At 69.1% G+C, this 5,354-nt stretch carries 3 protein-coding genes; all 3 read left to right on the forward strand.

All coding sequences use genetic code 11. The annotated features are described in order from the left end of the window. The first annotated feature begins 299 nt into the window (after positions 1–299). The 3 genes from ACESMN_RS11525 (at position 300) to acs (ending at position 5,318) form a co-directional block, all read left to right on the forward strand. Positions 300–2,162: a putative nucleotidyltransferase substrate binding domain-containing protein gene (locus ACESMN_RS11525; protein ID WP_373053747.1), complete on the forward strand. Its 1,863-nt coding sequence runs from the start codon at positions 300–302 to the stop codon at positions 2,160–2,162. Continuing rightward, complete coding sequence (locus tag ACESMN_RS11530; protein ID WP_373053748.1) at positions 2,159–2,869, forward strand: exonuclease domain-containing protein; 711 nt, start codon at positions 2,159–2,161, stop codon at positions 2,867–2,869. The genes ACESMN_RS11525 and ACESMN_RS11530 overlap by 4 nt, the downstream gene beginning before the upstream one ends. A gap of 490 nt (positions 2,870–3,359) precedes the next feature. Further along, complete coding sequence (acs, locus tag ACESMN_RS11535) at positions 3,360–5,318, forward strand: acetate--CoA ligase (RefSeq protein ID WP_373053749.1); 1,959 nt, start codon at positions 3,360–3,362, stop codon at positions 5,316–5,318. Positions 5,319–5,354: the final 36 nt, after the last annotated feature.

The following is a 5,354-nucleotide window of genomic DNA, read 5'->3' on the forward strand; positions in this document are numbered from 1 at the left end:
GCCGGCAGGCTCCGTTCGCCGGTTGCTCCCCGGCGTGGGGCTGTGGTGGGCACACTTCGTTTTGCCCACCCTACGAGCTCCCCGTTCGCCGGTTGCCCTGCGTAGGGTGGGCCAAGCGCAGCGGGCCCACCGTCCCGGGCGCAGCGGGCCCACCGTCCCGGGCGCAGCGGGCCCACCGTCCCGGGCGCAGCGGGCCCACCGTCCCGGCTGCGGGGATTGGCGTTAAGGAACTGTTTTACCGGCGTTTTTTGTGCAGTGCAGCGTTGCGCCGGGATGCCATCCGGAGTATCCATGAGCGGATGGATGCCGAACTTCAGGAAATCCGCGACTTCCTGCTCACGAGCCCGGATTACGCGGTGCTGCCGGAGCCGGTCCTGGACCGTCTGCCGAAGTCACTGAGCGTCCGGTATCTGCGCCGAGGCAGCCCCTTCCCGCCGGCGGAATCGGAGGCCGCGGACCTCTGGCTGGTCCGCGCCGGCGCGGTGGACCTCAGGGATTCCGAGGACGAACTCCTGGACAAGCTCGGTGAAGGCGACATCTTCGCCGTGCCCGAGGACGTCGATCCCCTGAATCCGGTCGCGGGCCGGGTGGTGGAGGATGCCCTGTTCTACCTGCTTCCGGGCCGCGACGCACGGGAGCTCCGGCAGCAGCACCCCGCGTTCGCGGAGCGCTTTGACCGGGCCAGCCGCCGACCCGTGGAGCGGGCGCTGGCCGCGAGGCGGACCGGGGGCAATCGCGGCCACGGGGTGCTGACGGTATCGGTGGGCGAGCTGGTCACCCGCCCTCCGATCACCATCGCCCCCGAGTCGACGATCCGGGCGGCCGCGGAGCGCATGACGGAGCAGGAGGTGTCCGCCCTGATCGTGATGTCCGGCGACGAGCTCGTGGGCATCGTCACCGATCACGACCTGCGCAAGCGCTGCCTGGCAGCCGGCCGGTCGCGGCAGGAGCCGGTCGGCAACATCATGAGCGGCGGGCTGCAGACGGTCACGCGCGAGACGCCCGCGTTCGAGGCGCTGCTGCTGATGTCCCGCCAGGACATCCACCACCTCCCGGTGATGTCCGGCCGGCAGCCCGTGGGACTGATCTCGACCACCGACCTGATCCGGCACCAGGGCACCAACGCGGTGTACCTGGTCCGCGACATCCGCCGCTGCGAGTCCGTCGAATCGCTCAGCCAGGTGGCCGGTTCGCTGCGGGAGCTGCAGATCCAGCTGGTTCAGTCCGGGGCCACCGCCTTTCACCTGGGCCAGGCGGTCACGGCGGTGATCGATGCCCTGACACGGCGCCTGCTGAAGCTGGCCGAGGCCCGTTTCGGGCCGCCGCCGGTGCCCTATGCCTGGCTTGCCTGCGGTTCCCAGGGGCGGCGCGAGCAGTCGGTGCATACCGATCAGGACAACGCCCTGATCCACGGGGACTCGAAGGACGGGGAGGTGGACGCGTACTTCACCCGGATGGCGGAGTTCGTCACCGACGGCCTGGACGCGTGCGGACTGCCGCACTGCCCCGGCGGCGTCACGCCGCGGAACGCCGACTGGCGACGCAGTGTCAGCGGCTGGCGCAAGGAGTTCAGCCGCGTCACCTACACCCCGGACAGGAAGCGGGCGATGCTGGCCGCCCACTATTTCGACCTCCGTGTGGTTCACGGCGACGCCGCGCTGTTCGACCCCCTGCGCTCCGAGGCGCTGACGATGGTCGGCGGCCAGCCGCCCTTCCTGGCCCAGATGGCCCGCAACGCACTGCGCCGCTCGCCTCCGCTCGGTTTCTTCCGGCAGCTGGTGCTGGTCCCCTCCGGCGAGCAGGCGGACACCCTGGACGTGAAGAAGCAGGGCCTCCTGCTGGTCTCCAGCCTCGCCCAGGTGTATGCCTTCCAGGCGGGGCTCACGGGAATGCACACCCTCGACCGCCTGGCCGGAGCCGTGCACGCGGGCGTGATCACGCGGGATGCGGGCGAGAACCTCTGCGATGCCTACGAGACGCTGTTCACCCTGCGCGCACGCCACCAGGTGGACCAGATGAAGGCCGGCGAGGAACCCGACAACCACATCCCGCCGAAGACGCTGTCGGCGCTGGAGCGCGCCCACCTGAAGGACGCCTTCGCGGTGATCGGAACGATGCAGAAGAACCTGCGGTCACGGCTGGCCGCCACGGGCACGCTGTGATTCAGCCCCCCGGGCCCAGGCTGTTCTGCTGGCGCCGCCAGCGCCGCGCGGCAAGGGTTCCTCCGGGACCGCTGCGCGACTACCTCGCCGGCAGGATCCCGGACCTCTCGAGCGACTGCCGCGAAACACCGTTCCTGGCCGTGGATCTCGAGACGACCGGGCTGAACCCCGCGGAGGACCAGATCCTGTCCATCGGCTGGGTGGCGATGGACGGACTGACGATCCGCCTCGACACGGCCGGGCAATGCCGGGTGCGGCCGACCCGGGAAATCCCCGAGGCCAGCGCCGTGATCCACCAGATCACGGACGATCAGGCGGCGCGCGGCGGCAGCCTGGGGGAGGCACTGGAGCGGTTTCTCGAGGTGCTCGGCGGCCGCGTGATGCTGGCCCACCACGCGGCGGTTGAACTCGGCTTCCTGGATCAGGCCTGTCAGAGCGAATACGGCTTTGCCTGCATGATCCCTACCGTGGACACCCTGCGCCTGGCGCAGGACGAGATGGAGCGCCGGCAGGAGACCGTCCGCTCCGGCGGCCTGCGGCTCAATGCGCTGCGCGAACGCTACAACCTGCCGCGCTACAAGGGCCACGACGCGCTCAATGACGCGCTGGCCGCTGCGGAACTCTTCGCTGCGCAGGTGTCGCACCGGGCCGAGGACAAGCCGCTGCCGCTGCACCGCGTGCTGCATCGCCCGGGCCCGCTGTGGTGACAGGGAGGGCCTCCGGGGCCTTGCGGAGGGCCCAGGCGGGAATGGATTCGCCGGACACGCCGGCGCCGCGTTCCCCCGGCCCCGGGAGAGGATCACCGCTCCGGCGCTCGCCCGTCTCATCCTGGCGCCTCCGGCTGGCCCTGCCGGCACCGCCCTCCGCGCCGGATCAGCCGGAGGCGATCGCGAATGCGCGTGCTATGCTCTCGGGGTTGGCCCCAGCCCTTGGCTGGGGCCGCTGTCGCGGGTGGGGCGCGTGCCGGGAATTCATCCCCGAGCGGGTGTCCCGCGTGCGGGCCAGGGGCCTTGCCTGCGCGACGGGCAGCCGCCGGAAACCGTCTGCGGGCGGGGCCTTCGTGATGATCCAGTCTTCCGGTTGTACCTTGGCGTCACGGGGGAACGGGCGCCACAGTGAATGCGCCCGGAGCAATACGGGCACCGCGGTGGCGGACCCGAAAAAAGATCAAGAGTCTAACCATGCTGGAGGCAACAGATGAGCGAAACCATCGAATCCGCGCTGCATGAAGAACGCCACTTTCCGCCGCCGGAAGACTTCGTGGCCAGGGCGCGGCTGAAGCCCGCGGATGCGGAGGCCCTGTACAGGAAGGCCGAGGAAGATTACGAGGGCTTCTGGTGCGATCTGGCACGCGAGAAGATCACGTGGAAGAAGGATTTCAGCGTCGGCCTCGACGACAGCCGGGCACCCCACTTTGCCTGGTTCACCGACGGGCTGGTGAACGTCTCCTACAACTGCATCGACCGCCACCTCGAAGAGCGCGGCGACAAGCCCGCGATCATCTTCGAGGGCGAGGCCGGGGACACCCGCACCTACACCTACCGCGATCTCTACAACGAGGTCGGCAGGCTCGGGAACGCCCTGCGCTCCATGGGCGTGCAGAAGGGCGACCGCGTCGTCATCTACATGCCGATGATCGCCGAGGCGGTGATCGCGATGCAGGCCTGCGCACGCATCGGGGCCATCCACTCGGTGGTCTTCGGCGGTTTCTCTGCCGACGCGCTGCGCGACCGCATCGACAATTCCGGCGCGAAGCTGATGATCACCTCGGACGGGGGCACCCGCGGCGGCCGGGTCGTGTCGCTGAAGAAGAACGTGGACAAGGCGCTGGACATCAGCGCGGGCTCGGTCGAGAAGATCCTGGTGCTCAGGCGCGCCGGCAACGAGATCGAGATGAAGGAGGGACGTGACCTCTGGTGGCATGACGCGGTGGCCGGCCAGTCGAACGACTGCGAACCCGAGTGGGTGGAGGCCGAGCACCCGCTGTTCCTGCTCTACACCTCCGGCTCCACCGGCAAGCCGAAGGGAATCCAGCATGCCAGCGCGGGCTACCTGCTGAACGCGATCATCACCAACGAGTGGGTCTTCGACCTGCGCGACGAGGACGTGTTCTGGTGCACCGCGGACGTCGGCTGGATCACCGGCCATACCTACGTCGCCTACGGCCCGCTGTCGGTCGGCGCGACCCAGATCGTCTACGAGGGCGTGCCCACCGTTCCCGATGCCGGCCGCTGGTGGAAGATGTGCCAGGCGCACGGAGTCACCGTCTTCTACACCGCGCCCACCGCGATCCGGGCACTGATGAAGGCCGGCGACGAGATTCCCGACCAGTACGACCTTTCGAAGCTCCGCCTGCTCGGGACCGTGGGCGAGCCGATCAACCCCGAGGCGTGGATGTGGTACTACAAGAAGATCGGGGGCTCGCGCTGCCCGGTGGTCGATACCTGGTGGCAGACGGAGACCGGAGCCAACATGATCGCCCCGCTGCCCGGCGTGACCACCCTGGTCCCCGGTTCCTGCACGCGCCCGCTGCCGGGGATCGTGGCCGACGTGGTCAACGAAGAGGGTGAGAGCCTCGGACCCGACCAGGGCGGCCTGCTGGTGATCAAGAAGCCCTGGCCATCGATGCTGCGAACGGTGTGGCAGGACGACAACCGTTACCGGTCCACCTACTGGCCGAAGTTCGACGGCAAGTACTACCTCGCCGGAGACTCCGCACGGCGCGATGCGGAAGGCAACATCTGGATCATGGGCCGCATCGACGACGTGCTCAACGTCTCCGGTCACCGGCTTGGCACGATGGAGATCGAATCGGCACTGGTGGCGCACGAGGCGGTCGCCGAGGCCGCGGTGGTAGGCCGACCGCACGACGTGAAGGGCGAGGCCATTGTCGCCTTCGTGATCCTGAAGGGAGACCGGCCGACCGGCGATGCCGCCGAGCAGGTGGTGAAGGAACTGCGGAACTGGGTGAGCGATCACATCGGTCCGATCGCGAAGCCCGACGACATCCGCTTCGCGGACGGGCTGCCGAAGACGCGTTCCGGCAAGATCATGCGCCGACTGCTGCGTTCGATCGCCAAGGGCGAGGAGATCACCTCCGACACCTCCACCCTGGAGAACGAGAACGTGGTCACCCAGTTGCAGGGCAGGGCCTGAAGGCCGCCCCGTCCCGCCGCGGCGGGACGGGGCACT

The organism is Thioalkalivibrio sp. (assembly GCF_041690275.1).
Lineage (GTDB): Bacteria > Pseudomonadota > Gammaproteobacteria > Ectothiorhodospirales > Ectothiorhodospiraceae > Thioalkalivibrio.